Raw genomic sequence first — 12,473 nt, 5'->3', positions numbered from 1 at the left:
CGGAGTGTCCCGCATCGATCTTGAAACCGAACGCCTGCGCGACCGCGCCGGACCGGTCACCGGAGTATCTCTGATGGGTATCTTCTCCCGCACCCGTGACATCATCGCCGCCAACTTCAACGACCTGCTCGACAAGGCGGATGATCCGGCGAAGATGATCCGGATGATCATCCTCGAGATGGAGGAGACCCTGGTCGAGGTGCGCGCCAGCGCGGCACGGACCATCGCCGACCAGAAGGAGATGCACCGCCACACCGTCAAGCTCGACCGGCTCCAGGCCGACTGGGCCGACAAGGCCCAGCTCGCGCTCTCCAAGGGTCGCGAGGATCTGGCCCGGGCCGCGCTGGTGGAAAAGCGCAAGGCCTCCGACATGGCCGCGCAGCTCCAGGAAGAGATCAAGGTGCTCGACGACGCGCTGCGCGCCTATGAGGCCGACATCGAGAAGCTGCAGACCCGCCTGCGCGAGGCCCGCAGCCGCCAGACCGCGATCGCCGCCCGGCTCGAAAGCGCCGAAAACCGCGTCAAGCTGCGCACGCTGCTGGCCAGCGAGCGGGTCGACGAGGCGATGGCGCGCTTCGACCAGCTCGAGCGCCGGGTCGACTATGCCGAGGGCCGCGCCGACGCGCTGTCGCTGGCCGAGACGACCAAGCCGAGCCTGGCCGACGAGATCTCGGCTCTCGCCGCGAGCGACAAGGTCGACGAGGAGCTCGAGGCCATGAAGCGCGCGCTGGGCCAGGGTGACACCCCGGCGAAGGAGGCCTGAGCCATGTCCGAAGCGATGGTTCCGATCATGGTCTGCGGCTTCCTGTTCGTCGGGTTGCCCTGGCTGGTCCTGCACTACCTGACCAAGTGGAAGACCTCCGCCACGCTCACCACCGGTGACGAGGCCCTGCTGGAAGACCTCTACCAGCTCGCCCGCCGGCTCGACGAGCGGATGGATACGGTCGAGCGGCTCGTCGCCGCCGACAACCCCGAATTCCGTCCGGCCCGGGTCCTGCCCGACCGGGACAGCGACAACGAACACCTGCGCGCGCTGGAACGCCGGCTCGCCGACAAGGAAGGGACACTGCGGTGAACAACTCCGACCAGCCGATCAAACGCACCCGCTTCTATCTCGACAAGCTCAACGGGAAGATCTTCGGCGTCTGCGCCGGGGTCGCCGACTACACCGGGGTCGATGTCCTCTGGGTGCGGGTCGGAACCGTCGCCCTGACCATCTGCGGCGTGGGCTTCATCCCGCTTGCCTACTTCCTGATGGCGGTCTTCTCGGACAACAAGCCGGCCGGGCTCTACCATGACCGGGAAGAGCAGAAGTTCTGGCAGGGCGTCCGCCAGTCCCCTGCCCGGACCGCCCGCGAAGTCCGCGCCCGTTTCCGTGACATCGACCGTCGCCTGGCCGACGTCGAGAACTTCTACGTCTCGTCCAACCCGCGTCTCTCGGCCGAAATCGAGAAGCTTCGCTAAGCCGCACTCCAGGGGGGTGATGTCCCATGCCCGAAGTTCTTGCCCTGCTTGTTCCCTTCGCGCCCTTCGCGATGGTCTGCTTCATCGTCTGGACGAAGCACAAGCGGAAGATGACCGAACTGCAGATCAACCAGCAGACCCACTACGTCGCCGAGGCGGATGCCTACGCCCGGCTCGAGGAGCGGATCCGCGTGCTCGAGCGGATCGTGACCGACCGCGGCAGCGATCTTGCCGCCCAGATCGAGGCGCTGCGCGAGGAGGCTCCCGCGCTGCAGGCCCAGCGCAGCGCCGCGCTGCAGCAGCGCGAGGTGCAGCCGTGAGCCCCGAGAACCTCGCCCTCCTGCAGGAGCTCGCCGGCCCCATCGTGGCCATCACGGTGATCGGGACAGTCGGGTGGGTGGCGACCACCTGGCTGCGGATCAAGCATGGCTATCCGCTCGAGGGTTCGTGGGGCCAGGCGATCCACCCCAAGACCGATGACCAGGCGATGCAGCGCATTGCCCTGCTCACCAGCGAGAATGCGGAACTGCAGGCCCAGCTCGGCAGCATCAAGGACCGGCTGGCCACGGTCGAGCGGATCGTGACCGACAGCGGCTACCAGCTGACCGCCCAGATCGAGGCCCTGCGGGACCGCGACGGCGCGTCCAGCGTCAACTGACAACCATGGAGCCTGAGCCATGTTTGACTCGATCACCATCCTCGCAATGGCCGGCCTGATCGGCCTCGGGATCGTCGCCCTGACCGTCCTGACACTGTGGCAGGGCTGGCTGCGCCTCAAGCTGACCGAACTCGAACGCCACCCCGACCGTCACTCCGACCGTCATCGGGCCGATCCCGACCATCCGCTCGGCATCACCCGGATCGAGATGGCCGACGTCAAGGAACGGCTGCGCAAGCTCGAGGCGATCGCCGCCGGGGTCGATCTCTAGGCTCGCCCCCGGGTGCAAGACCTGTGGGCTGCATCCGGTCCGGGCGGCCGTCGGGACCAATCCCCCCCGGCGGCCGACCGGGCCGGATCGGATGCAGGCCCTGTCCCTTCGCCCCTCTGGCCCGCCTCCCGGCTTGCCCCACCCGCCTCCCCCGCCTAGATGCCGGCCATGCGCTCTCTCGAAGACATCCGCGACGAATACGAGTTTCTCGATGGCGACGAACGCTATCGCCTGCTGATCGAGCTCGGGCGCGAGCTTGATGCGATGCCCGAGGCGCTCAAGACCGAGGCCACCAAGGTGCGCGGCTGCTCGGCCAGCGTCTGGGTCTATCCCACCCCGCGCGACGACGGGCGGCTGCACTTCCTGGCCGACAGCAACGCCGCGATCACCAAGGGGATTGTCGCGCTGGTCCTTGCGGCCGTGCAGGACCGTCCGGCCGCCGAGGTCGCGGCAACCGACATCGCCGGCGCGCTCGAGCCGTTCGACCTGAAGAACCAGCTCTCGTCGAACCGCACCCAGGGTGTGCCCAACATGATCGCCCTGATCCGCGAGACCGCTGCGAGACTGGCGACGTGAAGCGCCTGACCCGCCCGTTCTGGCTGGTGGCGGGTCTGCTGGCGGTGGGTCTGGGGATCCTCGGCATCGCCCTGCCGGTGCTGCCGACCGTACCGTTCTTCCTGCTCGCGGCGTTCTGCTTCGCGCGTTCGAACCCGGTGTGGGAACAGCGCCTGCTCGACCACCCCACCTACGGCCCGCCGCTGCGCCAATGGCGCGCCCGCCGGGCAATTCCCCGCCGCGCCAAGCTGGCCGCGCTGACCGGAATGGCCGCCAGCATCGCGATCAGCGCCGTCTTTGTCGGCTGGCCATGGATCATGGCGCCGGTGCTGGTCTGCGGCGGCAGCGGGTGGTGGATCTGGACGCGGCCGGAGTAGACCGCGGCGCCCTTAGTCCGCCGCCTCGCGCACGACGGCGATGCCCTGCTGCGCCTGCTGTTTCAGCTCGCGCTTGAGCACCGCGGGATCGCGCGCGATGACGAAGCCGAAGCTCACGCCGCCCTCCTTGCCGATCGTGGCGTGGTGCAGCTTGTGCGCCTGGACCAGCCGCTTGGCGTAGCCCTTGCGCGGCACCCAGCGGAAATAGCGCTGATGCACGAGGCCATCGTGGATCAGGGTATAGACCAGGCCGTAGAACAGGATGCCCAGCCCGATCCAGGTGCCGGGCGCCCAGGCACGCTCACCCAGCACCAGCGGGCTGCCCACGGCGAACATCGACATGCTCGCGACCGCGCCGACCACCCCGTAGAGATCGTTCTTCTCGAGCAGCTTGTCGTGCGGCTCGTGGTGATCGCGGTGCCAGGCCCAGCCCCAGCCGTGCATGATGTACTTGTGGCTGGACCACGCGACGAACTCCATCGCGGCGAAGGTGGCGAACACGGTCAGGATGGCGGACAGGGCAGTCATGCCGCGCTGCATAATCCCCCCGGCGACGAAGTGCGACACATTCTTACAGGCAGGCCCGCATGACGTTCGCTCACCGTTCATGTTGAGGGGTTCAAACATGAACATATCGACGCAGCCATTCCGGTCTGCGCCTGCTGAAGAGGACGAAATCATGCGCAAGCTGACCCAGATCGCCATTGCCACGCTGCTGCCGGCCGCCCTGCTCGGCACGGCCACGAGCGCCTCGGCGCACCCCGGTGATGGCTATGGCTACGGCAACGACCTCCGCCGGGAGAGCGCCTATCGGGCCGACATCATCCGCGACCAGCTGGCCGATCTCGCGCGGCGGGTCGATCGCAACGACAACCGGGACCGCATCTCCGAGCGCGAGGCCGCAGCCCTGCGGCGCGAAATCCGCGACGTGCGCCAGCAGGTCCGCTGGTTCAGCCGGGATGGGCTGGATCGCCGCGAGATGCGCATCCTGCAGGCCCGGGTCGATCGCGTCGGCTTCGCGCTGCGCGCCGAGCGGCGCGACTGGGACGGCCGCCCCGGCTAAGCCGGCCCAATCCCTTCAACCGCACAGCGGGCACTCCCGATGGAGTGCCCGTTTGGGCTTGTTTTCCGCCTGCGCCCTGCCTAGGTCCCGGGGCCTATGGCCCACACCGCACGCACCCTCTACGAAAAGATCTGGGACGCCCACGTCGTCGAACGCCGCGATGACGGCACCTGCCTGATCTATATTGACCGCCATCTCGTCCACGAGGTGACCAGCCCGCAGGCCTTCGAGGCGCTTCGTGCCGCCGGTCGACCCGTGCGCCGTCCGGACCTGACCCTGGCCGTCCCCGACCACAACCTGCCGACCACACCGCGCCGCGATGCCGCCGGCAATCGCCTGCCGATCGCCGATCCGGAAAGCGCCCAGCAGCTCGCCATGCTCGAGCGCAATGCCCCCGCCTTCGGCATCCGCTACATCGACGCCACTGCCCCCGAACAGGGCATCGTCCATGTCGTCGGGCCCGAGCAGGGCTTTTCGCTGCCCGGTGCGACGATCGTCTGCGGCGACAGCCACACCGCCTGCCACGGCGGCCTGGGCGCGCTGGCCTTCGGGATCGGCACCAGCGAGGTCGAGCACGTCCTCGCCACCCAGACGCTGCTGCTGTCGCCGAGCAAGACGATGGAAGTCCGCGTCGAAGGCGACCTGCCGCTCGGTGTCTCGCCCAAGGATCTCATTCTCCACATCATCGGCCGGATCGGTACCGCCGGCGGCACCGGCCACGTGATCGAGTATCGCGGCCGTGTGTTCGAGGAGATGAGCATCGAGGGCCGGCTGACGGTCTGCAACATGAGCATCGAGGCCGGGGCCCGCGCCGGGTTGATCGCGCCCGATGCCAAGACCTTCGCCTATCTGGCCGACCGCCCCTATGCGCCCAAGGGCGCCGACTGGGACGCCGCCGTGGCCTGGTGGACCAGCCTGGCAACTGATCCGGGTGCGCGGTTCGACAAGTCGGTGGTGATCCAGGCGGCCGAGGTGCAGCCCAGCGTCACCTGGGGCACCAGCCCTGAAGACGTCGTGCCCATCGGCGGCGTGGTCCCCGCGCCGGAAAGCTTCGCCGATCCCTCGAAGCAGGATGCCGCGCGCAAGAGCCTTGAATACATGGGCCTGGCCCCGGGGCAGCGGCTCGACGCGGTCGAGATCCAGAACGTCTTCATCGGTTCATGCACCAACAGCCGGATCGAGGACCTGCGCGCCGCTGCGGCCGTGCTCAAAGGCCGGACCAAGGCGGCGAACGTCAAGTGGGCGATCGTCGTGCCCGGTTCGGGCCTGGTCAAGGCCCAGGCCGAGGCCGAAGGTCTGGACAAGGTGTTCATCGATGCCGGGCTGGAATGGCGCGAACCGGGCTGCTCGGCCTGCCTCGGCATGAACCCCGACAAGGTTCCGGCCGGCGAGCGCTGCGCCTCGACCAGCAACCGCAACTTCGTCGGCCGGCAAGGCCCGGGCGCGCGCACCCATCTCGTCTCGCCAGCGATGGCGGCCGCGGCCGCGGTCACCGGCAAGCTGACCGACGTGCGCGAGCTGGTCTGACCCCGCGCCGGCAGGCCTTCGCCCCGGTGGTCACGCCGGCGACCCGCCTGTTGATCCTCGGCTCTCTGCCGGGCGAAGCCAGTCTGGCGGCGGGGCGCTACTATGCCCATCCGCGCAACCAGTTCTGGCACCTCGCCGGGGCCGTGATCGGAGACCCCGCGCTGCCCGAGCGCAACTATGCGGATCGGCTGTCCGCGCTGGGCGCCGCAGGGATCGGAATGTGGGACACGATCGCCGCGGCGCGGCGCCGTGGCAGCCTCGACAGTGCCATCCGCGACGCCGAGACCGCACCGCTGCGGGCCCTGACCGACCGCCTGACCATGCTGCGCGGCGTGGCCTTCAACGGCGCCACGGCGGCCCGGATCGGCCGTGCTGCGCTGGCCGGGAGCGGGCTGGCGCTGATCGACCTGCCCTCGTCCAGCCCTGCCCATGCCGCCGTCACCCTGGCCCAGAAGCGTGAGCGCTGGATGATCTGCCAAGATTTCCTGGCGTGAGGCTTGAACCGCCGCCCCTCCCAACCTAGGAACCCGTGCATGAGCAAGAAGTACGAAAAGTCATCGTGGGCCGGTCCGGCCGCCATCGCTGGCGCCGCGATCGGGTCTGCCGCCCTCGCCGCCGCGCTTCTCTACGCCTCGCGCCGCAAGGACAGCGAGAAGCCGACCGCCGGCCCGAGCCACCCCGAAAACGCGCCGGAGACCGACTGATGGAGCCGGTTCGCACGATTGACGGCAAGGCCTATCCGTTCGGCCGCAAGAACGTCGATACCGACGTGATCATTCCGGCGCAGTGGCTGAAGACAATCAGCCGTGAAGGGCTTGGCGTAGGCTGCTTCGAAGCGCTTCGCCAGGACCCGGACAACCTGTTCGACGATCCCGCCTACAAAGGCGCGCCGATCCTGATCGCAGGGGACAACTTCGGCTGCGGATCCAGCCGCGAGCATGCCGCCTGGGCGCTGCTAGACATGGGCATCAAGGCCGTGATCGCCCCGTCCTACTCTGACATCTTTTCCGGCAACGCGTTCAAGAACGGCATATTGGCAGTGGTCCTGCCGCAGGAGGCGGTGGACCGGCTGCTCGAGGTGGCCAAGACCGACCCGATCCATATCGACCTCGAAAGCCAGACCGTCACCACCCCGTTCCAGGACCGCTTCACCTTCGAGATCGATCCGTTCCGCAAGCATTGCCTGCTCAACGGACTGGACGAAGTCGGCCTGACGCTGGCCCGTGACGCGGCGATCGCGAGCTACGAGGACCAGGCGCGCGAAAGCCTGCCGTTCCTGGCCAAGGGCATTGCCCACGCCGCCTGAGGCGGACGGCGATTCCGGGATTGAACGCGGGCCAGCCTCCCCCTATCCCGGGAGTCCAGTCGATTGACCACGCCTTACGGGGAAACGCAGCGAGATGACCACCTTCCAGGACCGCGAACGCGCCGAAGAGGCCAAGTTCGCCCACGATGAAGAGATGCTGTTCCGCATCCACGCGCGGCGTAACCGCCTGCTTGGCCAGTGGGCCGCCGAGCGCATGGGTCTGTCGAGCGTCGAGGCCGAGGCCTACGCCAAGAGCGTGGTCCAGGCCGATTTCGAGGAAGCCGGCGACGAGGACGTGATCCGCAAGCTGCTGGGTGATCTGATCGCGGCGGGCGTGGATGCGAGCGAGGGCGAGGTTCGGGCCGCGCTCGATGCCAAACAGGTCGAGGCGCGCCGCGCCCTCATGGGCGAGGCCTGAGCGCACCGCCATGGCCATGGCTGCTGATCAGATCGAGGCGATGATCCGGACCGCCCTGCCCGATGCGACGGTGACGATCACCGATCTGGCGGGCGACGGCGATCACTATGCCGCCCACGTCGTCTCCGCCGCCTTCGCCGGCAAGAGCCGCGTGGCCCAGCACCAGCTGGTCTACAAGGCGCTGGGCGGGCGCATGGGCGGCGAGCTGCACGCCTTGCAACTCACCACTGCCATTCCCACCTGAGATCGATTCCCGTCAGCTGCAACAAGGTCGCCGCACCGATGTCCGATACCAACGCCCGCATTGCCGAAATCGTCAATGGCAACGACGTTGTCCTGTTCATGAAGGGCACGCCGCTGTTTCCCCAGTGCGGCTTTTCCAGCCGCGCGATTGCGATCCTTGACCACCTTGGGGTGGACTATGCCAGCGTCGACGTGCTGCAGGACATGGAGATCCGCCAGGGCATCAAGGCCTACTCCGACTGGCCGACGATTCCCCAGCTCTACGTCAAGGGCGAGTTCGTGGGTGGCAGCGACATCATGATGGAAATGTACGAGGCCGGCGAGCTCCACCAGCTGATGGCCGATGCCCAGGTCAAGCAGGCCGGCTGAGCGCCTCTCGTCGCCGACAGCAGAAGGCCCGCGAACCTGGGTGGTTCGCGGGCCTTGTTGTGTCCGGTGGGGGGATCGGACACGATCGTCGGGTTGAGGCGGGGCCGCGGAGACCAGGAAGCAGCCCCGCCTCATCGAGACTGCTTGGGGTACTGCTTGATTAGCACATACCGTGCCAAGTCCACAAAATATATGTATTTCATATATTTGATATAACCGCCAGGAGCCGCTGAACCCCGCGATGTAAAGCCTGCCGACACCCCCCACTCCAGCGGTGGTCCCCGGCCCGATGCTGCTCTCGCAGGATTGCGCAAGGGGCTTGCCAGCGGCGCCGGGGGCCGCAATCTGGTGGCATGACGCCCCGTGCTCCCGCCTCGCTCCCCGCGGTTTCGTTCCCTGCCGCCACACTGGTCCTGTTCCGCCGCGGAGCGGCCGGCGGGCCGCCCGAACTGATGATGCTGGAACGCGGCGCACAGATGCGTTTCGCCGCCGGGGCCATCGTTTTCCCGGGCGGGCGAGTCGACCCTTCCGATCACACCCTGGCGCAGCATGTGGCACCCGACCTTGATCCGGCCGATGCCGCTGCACGAGTCGCCGCGGTGCGCGAGACACTGGAAGAAACGGGTCTCCTCGTCGGCGTGAACGAGGCCGTGACCGCGGCGATCGCGCAGGCCGCTCGCGCCGCGCTATCCGAACAGGGCGCATTGGCGCCGGTGCTGGAGCAGTTCGGGCTGACCCTTGATCTTGAGGCGCTGGTGCCCTTCGCCCGGTGGTGCCCCTTCTGGGACGGGGCGTTCGACACGCGGTTCTATTTGGCCGACCTGGGGACCGGCTCGGTCGACATCGCTGCCGACGGGACCGAATCGGCGCGGCTGTGCTGGACCAGTGCGGCCGACATGCTTGCCGCGATCGGCCGGGGCGAGGCTTCGGCGCTGTTCCCGACCGTCTGCAATCTGCAGCGCCTGGCGCAGTTCGCGAGCTTTGCCGAAGCCCGCGCCGAGGCTGCGGTGATAGCTCCGGAGCTGATCGTTCCCTGGGCCGAAAGCGTGGCGGGAACCGAGTATCTCTGCATTCCTGCCGACCGGGGCTATCCCGAAACGCGCCGCCCGCTCGCCGAGGTCCGGCGCGGCCGCGCCTGACCCGAACTGCGCTGTCTGCCGGGACCTAGAGCCTGTCCTGTTTAGGTGGATACGCCGTGACGGAGCCGATTTTGGTTCAGGGCGAGGAGCGAGGAGGGAGCTATGCCGTGGCATAGTGACCGACGAGGGACGCTGCGCTGGGCCAAAATCGCCCCGCCCCAAGGGGTTGGGCGGAGCGGGCCGGTGGCCGCGTTGCGCCGCTTGCAGGGGCAACCAGCCCCTGCGGCGCGCCGCGCCTCCCCACCGACCCGCTCCGCCCAATCCCGGCGCATCCACCTAAACAGGACAGGCTCTAAGCGCTCGCGAACAGTTTTTCGCGGATCGCCGGGAAATCGATGCCGCCCAGCGCATCGGGATTGGCCGCGGCGATGATGCGATCTTCGCCGTAACACCGCGCGAGGAGGATCTCCGTGGTCGGCACGATGCGCCGTTCGGTCAGCGAATAGAAGGTCTTGACCCGCGGCTTGGCCGGATCGGCCTCATCCTGCGAAACCACCAGCGCCAGACGGCCCGAGGCCAGTTCGACCACCGAGCCAATCGGGTAGACCCCGAGCGCGTCGATGAAGCTTGCCAGCAAGTCGCGGTCGAAAGCGCCATCGAGCAAGGTCAGCTGCTGCATCGCCGCCGAGGGATCGAGGCCCATCTGGTCCTGCGCGTCGTTGACCAGCCAGTCGTAGGTGTCACAGATCGCCGCCATCCGTCCGAACAGGCTGATGCGTTCGCCGGTGAGGCCATGGGGATAGCCGGTGCCGTCGATCCGTTCGTGGTGCTCCAGGCAGGCCAGCGCCACGGGCTCGGGCACGCCGCTGGCCAGGAGCTGGTCATGGCCCAGGCGGGCATGTTCGCGGAAAATGCGCTCGTCGATCCGGCGGAAGTCGCCACCGGTGCTCTCGAGGTCGACCGGCAGATAGCTCACGCCCATGTCCAGCATCAGTCCGGCCATGCCGGCCAGGCGCTGGTCAGCCGGGCTGAGCTTCATCTGACGGCCCAGCGAAACCATGAGGGCGCTCACCGCCAGGGCATGGCGATAGACATATTCGAGATCACGCTTGCAGCGCATCAGGCCGTTGAACGCGTGAGGGTTGCGCTGGACCGAGGCAAAGATCTCCTCGACCACCGGCTCGATCGTCTCGGCCCGGATCGTCTTGCCCAGGCGCGCTTCCAGGAACACCTTTGAGATCACCTTGCGCGACCGATCGACCACGCGGTTGGCATGGCCGAATTCACGGGCCTGCGAGAGCGGAACCGTGGAGGTCAGCGCAACGTCCTCGCTCCGCGGGGCAGCTGCGACCCGCTGGGTGCGCAGCCCGCGCCGCAGCGGCGGCTCCTGCACGGCCACCCCACCATTCGCCGCGGCCTGGGTTACCCGTTCGATCCGCGTCGGGCGCAGATCGATGCCGCGCTCCGTGTCGATGATGACCGCCGGCACCTCGCTGGCCTGCAACTCGTCAAGCGTGTCCTGATCGTCCAGCACGAACTTGCTGCGCCAGAACGGATGCTTGAACCAGCTCCCTTCCAGCTTGTGGACAAACATCCCCAGCTCAAGATCGGCTATGTCGATACGCTTCAGCATGATCCCTGTCCGTGATCCCCCATCGGCCCCAATGATGTCGGTTGCAGCGTACTGTGCCCGGTTCAGGCTGTAGGAAGCGGCAAGGCAGCCTTCCGGAAAACTACGGGTTCGTAAGGCTATGCCGCGAAAAACCGGGGACTGCGGGAACCCGGGATTGCTGCGGCGCCGCGCTCTGCATAGGCTGCTGCGCCGACCGCCCCCCGGACCGGTCGCATCAACCATTACGAGGGCCCCGGCGCACCATGACCCCGTGCGAGATCCTGTTCATCCACCAGAACATGCCGGGCCAGTTCCGCTTCCTCGCCGCGGCCTTTGCCCAATTGCCGCAGTTCTCGATCACCTTCCTCACCCGCCGCGAAGGGGTCGAGCTCAAGGGCGTGCGCACCGTGCGCTATCCCTCCCCTGACGAAACCCGCGCGACGAATGAACCGCTGCTGGCCCCGGTGGAGAAAGTGGTACGGTTCGGCCGCGCGGTGCTGGCAGCAGCGCTCGAACTGCGCCGCGACGGCTATGTGCCCGACCTCATCATCGTTCACCCCGGCTGGGGGGAAGGCCTGTTCCTGCGCGACGTCTGGCCACAGACCAAGATCATCACCTATGGCGAGTACTATTACCAGCCCGACGGGGGCGACATCGGCTTCGACCCGCTCTTTCCGGTGACGTTCGAGAACCTCGCCCGCACCCGCATGATGAACACGCATCTGCTGCTGGGCCATGCCCAGGCCGATGCGATCCTGTCGCCGACCGAATGGCAACGATCGCGCCACCCCGATTTCCTTCAGTCCCGCATCACCACGATCTTCGACGGGATCGACACCACCCGGATCGGACCGGCGCCCGAGGCGCGCTACACCCTGCCCGACGGCCGGGTCCTCACCCGCGCGGACGAGGTCATCACGTTTGTCTCGCGCAATCTCGAACCACATCGCGGTTTCCACGTCCTGATCCGCGCCTTGCCCGACCTGTTGGCGCGGCGTCCGGACGCACAGGTGGTGATCGTGGGCGGGACCGACGTCAGCTACAGTCCCAACCCCCCGCCGCCTCACAACAGCTGGAAGGATTGCCTGCTCAGCCTTCACCCGATCGGCGAAGGCGCCGATCGGGTCCATTTCGTCGGCAAGCAGGCCTACGGGGATTACCTAGCCCTGCTCCAGGTCTCGGCCGCGCACTTGTATCTCACCTTCCCCTTCGTGCTCTCATGGAGTTGCCTGGAGGCCATGGCGGCGGGATGCCTTGTGATCGCCTCCGACACGGCGCCGGTGCGCGAAGTGATCGATCATGGCCGCAACGGACTGCTATTCCCCTTCCACGACCACGGCGCGCTGGTCGAGACCGTGAGCGGTGCGCTGGATGACCCAGAGCAGGGCGCCGCGCTGCGCGCAGCGGCACGCGCGACCGTGGTTGAACGCTATGACCTGCGGCTGTGCTTGGCCCATCAGGTCCAGCTGATCCAGCGCGTGCTGTACGGCACCGGCGCTGTGACAGCCCCGGCCTAAGCGGCAGGGGACGC

At 67.7% G+C, this 12,473-nt stretch carries 20 protein-coding genes; 18 read left to right on the top strand and 2 right to left on the bottom strand.

Translation table 11 applies throughout. The features are described from left to right. Positions 1-4 precede the first annotated feature (4 nt). From pspA to H7F53_RS02430, 8 genes are all read left to right on the top strand, one after another. A complete protein-coding gene (gene pspA, locus H7F53_RS02465) occupies positions 5-763 on the top strand; it encodes a phage shock protein PspA (protein ID WP_379542837.1) in 759 nt (252 codons plus the stop codon). A 3-nt stretch (positions 764-766) separates the two neighbouring features. Then, positions 767-1,075: an envelope stress response membrane protein PspB gene (pspB, locus tag H7F53_RS02460; RefSeq protein ID WP_185677900.1), complete on the top strand. Its 309-nt coding sequence runs from the start codon at positions 767-769 to the stop codon at positions 1,073-1,075. Next, the gene (gene pspC, locus H7F53_RS02455) at positions 1,072-1,464 is read left to right on the top strand and encodes an envelope stress response membrane protein PspC (protein ID WP_343061868.1); all 393 of its coding nucleotides are present in this window, start codon (positions 1,072-1,074) and stop codon (positions 1,462-1,464) included. The genes pspB and pspC overlap by 4 nt, the downstream gene beginning before the upstream one ends. A gap of 26 nt (positions 1,465-1,490) precedes the next feature. After that, positions 1,491-1,784: a hypothetical protein gene (locus H7F53_RS02450; protein ID WP_185677899.1), complete on the top strand. Its 294-nt coding sequence runs from the start codon at positions 1,491-1,493 to the stop codon at positions 1,782-1,784. After that, the gene (locus H7F53_RS02445; protein WP_185677898.1) at positions 1,781-2,122 is read left to right on the top strand and encodes a hypothetical protein; all 342 of its coding nucleotides are present in this window, start codon (positions 1,781-1,783) and stop codon (positions 2,120-2,122) included. Before H7F53_RS02450 ends, H7F53_RS02445 begins: the two co-directional genes overlap by 4 nt. A gap of 19 nt (positions 2,123-2,141) precedes the next feature. Beyond that, complete coding sequence (locus H7F53_RS02440) at positions 2,142-2,393, top strand: hypothetical protein (protein ID WP_185677897.1); 252 nt, start codon at positions 2,142-2,144, stop codon at positions 2,391-2,393. Between the two features lie 168 nt (positions 2,394-2,561). Then, positions 2,562-2,969, top strand: coding sequence for a SufE family protein (locus H7F53_RS02435; protein ID WP_185677896.1), 408 nt, complete (start codon positions 2,562-2,564; stop codon positions 2,967-2,969). Next, positions 2,966-3,325, top strand: a complete 360-nt coding sequence (locus H7F53_RS02430) for a YbaN family protein (protein ID WP_343061867.1) — start codon at positions 2,966-2,968, stop codon at positions 3,323-3,325. The genes H7F53_RS02435 and H7F53_RS02430 overlap by 4 nt, the downstream gene beginning before the upstream one ends. Before the next feature lie 12 nt (positions 3,326-3,337). On the opposite strand, the gene H7F53_RS02425 is transcribed toward H7F53_RS02430, so the two are convergent. Next, positions 3,338-3,853, bottom strand: coding sequence for a sterol desaturase family protein (locus H7F53_RS02425; RefSeq protein WP_185677895.1), 516 nt, complete (start codon positions 3,851-3,853; stop codon positions 3,338-3,340). Between the two features lie 151 nt (positions 3,854-4,004). Between H7F53_RS02425 and H7F53_RS02420 the strand changes: the two genes are divergently transcribed. The 9 genes from H7F53_RS02420 (at position 4,005) to H7F53_RS02380 (ending at position 9,390) form a co-directional block, all read left to right on the top strand. Then, a complete protein-coding gene (locus tag H7F53_RS02420; RefSeq protein ID WP_185677894.1) occupies positions 4,005-4,388 on the top strand; it encodes a hypothetical protein in 384 nt (127 codons plus the stop codon). A gap of 96 nt (positions 4,389-4,484) precedes the next feature. Further along, a complete protein-coding gene (gene leuC, locus H7F53_RS02415) occupies positions 4,485-5,915 on the top strand; it encodes a 3-isopropylmalate dehydratase large subunit (protein ID WP_185677893.1) in 1,431 nt (476 codons plus the stop codon). Between the two features lie 26 nt (positions 5,916-5,941). Next, the gene (locus H7F53_RS02410; RefSeq protein ID WP_343061866.1) at positions 5,942-6,409 is read left to right on the top strand and encodes a DNA-deoxyinosine glycosylase; all 468 of its coding nucleotides are present in this window, start codon (positions 5,942-5,944) and stop codon (positions 6,407-6,409) included. Positions 6,410-6,448: 39 nt separating this feature from the next. Further along, a complete protein-coding gene (locus tag H7F53_RS02405; protein ID WP_185677892.1) occupies positions 6,449-6,619 on the top strand; it encodes a hypothetical protein in 171 nt (56 codons plus the stop codon). Further along, entirely contained in the window at positions 6,619-7,221 is a 603-nt protein-coding gene (leuD, locus tag H7F53_RS02400) for a 3-isopropylmalate dehydratase small subunit (protein WP_185677891.1), read from the top strand. Before H7F53_RS02405 ends, leuD begins: the two co-directional genes overlap by 1 nt. Before the next feature lie 94 nt (positions 7,222-7,315). After that, on the top strand, positions 7,316-7,639 hold the full coding sequence (locus H7F53_RS02395) for a DUF1476 domain-containing protein (RefSeq protein WP_185677890.1): 324 nt from the start codon (positions 7,316-7,318) through the stop codon (positions 7,637-7,639). A 10-nt stretch (positions 7,640-7,649) separates the two neighbouring features. Beyond that, positions 7,650-7,883 (top strand): BolA family protein, encoded by a 234-nt coding sequence (locus H7F53_RS02390; protein ID WP_185677889.1) that lies wholly within the window; start codon positions 7,650-7,652, stop codon positions 7,881-7,883. Positions 7,884-7,921: 38 nt separating this feature from the next. Next, the gene (gene grxD / locus H7F53_RS02385; protein ID WP_185677888.1) at positions 7,922-8,251 is read left to right on the top strand and encodes a Grx4 family monothiol glutaredoxin; all 330 of its coding nucleotides are present in this window, start codon (positions 7,922-7,924) and stop codon (positions 8,249-8,251) included. A gap of 353 nt (positions 8,252-8,604) precedes the next feature. Further along, a complete protein-coding gene (locus tag H7F53_RS02380; protein WP_185677887.1) occupies positions 8,605-9,390 on the top strand; it encodes an NUDIX hydrolase in 786 nt (261 codons plus the stop codon). A gap of 292 nt (positions 9,391-9,682) precedes the next feature. On the opposite strand, the gene H7F53_RS02375 is transcribed toward H7F53_RS02380, so the two are convergent. Next, entirely contained in the window at positions 9,683-10,963 is a 1,281-nt protein-coding gene (locus H7F53_RS02375; protein WP_185677886.1) for an HD-GYP domain-containing protein, read from the bottom strand. Between the two features lie 242 nt (positions 10,964-11,205). On the opposite strand from H7F53_RS02375, the gene H7F53_RS02370 reads away from it, so the two are divergent. Beyond that, positions 11,206-12,459, top strand: coding sequence for a glycosyltransferase (locus H7F53_RS02370; protein ID WP_185677885.1), 1,254 nt, complete (start codon positions 11,206-11,208; stop codon positions 12,457-12,459). Positions 12,460-12,473 lie beyond the last annotated feature (14 nt).

This window comes from Novosphingobium piscinae (genome assembly GCF_014230355.1).
Lineage (GTDB): Bacteria > Pseudomonadota > Alphaproteobacteria > Sphingomonadales > Sphingomonadaceae > Novosphingobium > Novosphingobium piscinae.
The sequence above is the reverse complement of the archived record's forward strand: the minus strand, read 5'-3'. Positions and strand labels throughout refer to the sequence as shown.

Coding starts and splice junctions, on each gene's coding strand:
- H7F53_RS02425 (WP_185677895.1), bottom strand. CDS start 3,853: ATGACTGCCCTGTCCGCCATCCTGACCGTGTTCGCCACCTTCGCCGCG.
- leuC (WP_185677893.1), top strand. CDS start 4,485: ATGGCCCACACCGCACGCACCCTCTACGAAAAGATCTGGGACGCCCAC.
- grxD (WP_185677888.1), top strand. CDS start 7,922: ATGTCCGATACCAACGCCCGCATTGCCGAAATCGTCAATGGCAACGAC.
- H7F53_RS02390 (WP_185677889.1), top strand. CDS start 7,650: ATGGCCATGGCTGCTGATCAGATCGAGGCGATGATCCGGACCGCCCTG.
- pspB (WP_185677900.1), top strand. CDS start 767: ATGTCCGAAGCGATGGTTCCGATCATGGTCTGCGGCTTCCTGTTCGTC.
- H7F53_RS02435 (WP_185677896.1), top strand. CDS start 2,562: ATGCGCTCTCTCGAAGACATCCGCGACGAATACGAGTTTCTCGATGGC.
- H7F53_RS02440 (WP_185677897.1), top strand. CDS start 2,142: ATGTTTGACTCGATCACCATCCTCGCAATGGCCGGCCTGATCGGCCTC.
- H7F53_RS02370 (WP_185677885.1), top strand. CDS start 11,206: ATGACCCCGTGCGAGATCCTGTTCATCCACCAGAACATGCCGGGCCAG.
- H7F53_RS02395 (WP_185677890.1), top strand. CDS start 7,316: ATGACCACCTTCCAGGACCGCGAACGCGCCGAAGAGGCCAAGTTCGCC.
- H7F53_RS02380 (WP_185677887.1), top strand. CDS start 8,605: ATGACGCCCCGTGCTCCCGCCTCGCTCCCCGCGGTTTCGTTCCCTGCC.
- H7F53_RS02450 (WP_185677899.1), top strand. CDS start 1,491: ATGCCCGAAGTTCTTGCCCTGCTTGTTCCCTTCGCGCCCTTCGCGATG.
- leuD (WP_185677891.1), top strand. CDS start 6,619: ATGGAGCCGGTTCGCACGATTGACGGCAAGGCCTATCCGTTCGGCCGC.
- H7F53_RS02420 (WP_185677894.1), top strand. CDS start 4,005: ATGCGCAAGCTGACCCAGATCGCCATTGCCACGCTGCTGCCGGCCGCC.
- H7F53_RS02375 (WP_185677886.1), bottom strand. CDS start 10,963: ATGCTGAAGCGTATCGACATAGCCGATCTTGAGCTGGGGATGTTTGTC.
- H7F53_RS02405 (WP_185677892.1), top strand. CDS start 6,449: ATGAGCAAGAAGTACGAAAAGTCATCGTGGGCCGGTCCGGCCGCCATC.